General features: G+C 31.3%; 3 protein-coding genes. All 3 read right to left on the bottom strand.

The window, feature by feature from the left end:
- The coding region (locus HMPREF9074_RS06800; protein WP_034540082.1) for a YicC/YloC family endoribonuclease at positions 1–571 on the bottom strand (571 nt) is incomplete at its 3' end.
- Positions 572–654: 83 nt separating this feature from the next.
- Positions 655–1,104, bottom strand: a complete 450-nt coding sequence (locus tag HMPREF9074_RS06795; RefSeq protein ID WP_009392806.1) for a hypothetical protein — start codon at positions 1,102–1,104, stop codon at positions 655–657.
- Between the two features lie 120 nt (positions 1,105–1,224).
- A complete protein-coding gene (locus HMPREF9074_RS06790; RefSeq protein WP_196774070.1) occupies positions 1,225–1,734 on the bottom strand; it encodes a hypothetical protein in 510 nt (169 codons plus the stop codon).
- Between the last annotated feature and the right edge of the window lie 585 nt (positions 1,735–2,319).

Below are 2,319 nucleotides of genomic sequence, written 5' to 3'. Positions count from 1 at the left end.
GTATGTCGGCCACTGCTTTCTCTAGTCTCTCGCGCACTAGTAGCAAACGTTCGCTGTCTAAGGCTTGTACTTGTTGTAGGTAATGGTCGATATTTTGTATCCTAAGTAGGAAGTCTTTCTCTAATACTTTTCCCTCTTGCAAACGGAAATTCTGAAGGTCGGCAATAGCGATAGCAATATGTTCAAAAATAACAGCAAACTCCTCTTCGGTGATGCTTTCAGTAGAGGTCTGTAGCGCATCAGGCATACGCACCGCCATTTTTAGCAGTTCTGTACGATCGCCATCAACTATATTTCGCATTTGCTCTATATACGCTTTTACGATGTTTTCATTAATCTTTGAGGGGGTTTGGTTGCCAATATTCTCTACCAGAATAGTAAAGTCTACTTTTCCGCGTAGCAATTGCTCTGCTATGAGTTTTCTAAAGTCTAATTCTTTTTCTCTGTAAATCAGAGGTATGCGGGTATTAATATCAATACTCTTACTGTTTAATGATTTGATTTCAACACTTATATGCTTATCAGCAAGTGATATAACGCTTTTTCCAAAGCCTGTCATTGATTGTATCATAACATCGTTTTTTATAAGTGCAAAGATAGTAAATAATTAAGAATTAACAACTATATGAAAGATATTTTTGTAATGTAACATCCCTATCGTCTCAATTCTTTTCTCTTTTCTAACTGGTGCAAGGCTAACTTCTTTATTTCGGTATCATTAGTGTCAGATGCCAATTTTTCTAAAGCTAAAAGACTCTCAGGTTGTGGTTGAGCTCCTATAGCATAAATGATTTTTCGCATATAAGGATATTTGAAATCTTCTGGCTCTAAATACGCAGGAATGTTATCTATTGCTTTTAATAGGATAGGTATATTTTTGGCACTATTATTCCACATTGTTTGAAATAGATCAACAATATCTTCGTGGGAATTATGAAAATTCAATAAAAGCAATCTCCTTAAAGGTTCTTCGTTAGAGGGATTAAAACAATTTAACAACCAGCCCGTTAGGATAACATTCCGAACATCTTCCAAACTTTTACCATCTTCCAATAATAAAATAGCTTCGTTAAAATCTTCGACACTTATACTGTTTTTTAACATTGTTAATCTTTCTTCTCTTGTAATTTTTTTTTGAATAATACAAATCGAATATATTTATAATCTTGTTTATATTTCTCATTTTATTGTTATTTTTTAATTTTTGAAAAAAAAAGCAATAGTCTAGGTATTTTCTTCTCTTTCAAAAATATATAAAGTTCCTTGAGAACTTAAGGCTCCTAATAGGTTTCTATTACCTTGAAGCTCCATAATTCTCGGTTCTGCATCTTCTTCTTTTTTAAAATCATACTCCCAAGTGAGTTTTTTGGTAACTCTATCCAACGCTCCTATTTTACTATTAAAATGACTTGCAAAATAGATTTTGCTATCTGTTAGCACAAAATTAGTTATATCACTGCGTATCTTTTTGACTGAAAGCTCATTGGTTAAATCATAGAGTTGAATCGCTCCATTAGTAGGGTTTATTTCCCAATAGAATTCCCACATAAAACCTATAAGTCTATGTGTTTTTTCGTCTATTTGAGTTGCTTCGGATAGAGGAATAGCCGAGGGTAACCAACTACAATGGAAATTAGCTATTGTATATATTTGATGTACTAATACACCTGTTACAATGTCTAACGCAATGATTGTGTGATGATTGAGTGCTATCCAAAGTTTTCCTTCTAACACGCCTATCAATTTTTTCACTTCCCAATCGGCCTCTTTGTTGTAATTATCGTTATGAGGATTATTAGGGATTGAATTCAGTGAAAATTGCTAAATAGGCTCTTTACAAGAATAATTACAGCAGGTTATAAAGTCAGCGTTTGATAAAAAAAGATTATCATCAGTATTCAATATGAACTTAAGAGATTCAAATCTAATAACTTCCTTATAACTATTATCTAATAAATTGAATAAGTAATAGACAGAAGAATATTTTGGATACTCTAATACAAAATCTCCTGATAAAATTAACGTATTTGAATTGTAATTGATAGAACTTTTTAAATACTGTTTATTAGATATTACTGAATCTCCTACTATTGTATCATCATTTTTAATACAAATGATGGTATTGTTTTTATATAAATCATAATTGTCTAAATCTATTCCAAAAGCAACTTTTTTGTTGTTTAAGAATAGATCAAAATCTTCTGTGAGATATATTCTTTCTCTATCATAAATAGAGAAGTTAGAGACTCTATTTGTTATATCTTAGAGTTTCATCATTGTTTTATAAAATTGTACAAAGGAGATTTACTGTCTCCTATC

The sequence above is a fragment of the Capnocytophaga sp. oral taxon 329 str. F0087 genome (genome assembly GCF_000213295.2).
GTDB lineage: Bacteria > Bacteroidota > Bacteroidia > Flavobacteriales > Flavobacteriaceae > Capnocytophaga > Capnocytophaga leadbetteri_A.
The sequence above is the reverse complement of the archived record's forward strand: the minus strand, read 5'-3'. Positions and strand labels throughout refer to the sequence as shown.

What these genes read in the sequence shown, in the direction of transcription:
- HMPREF9074_RS06795 (WP_009392806.1), bottom strand. Translation starts at nt 1,104, where the DNA reads ATGTTAAAAAACAGTATAAGTGTCGAAGATTTTAACGAAGCTATTTTA.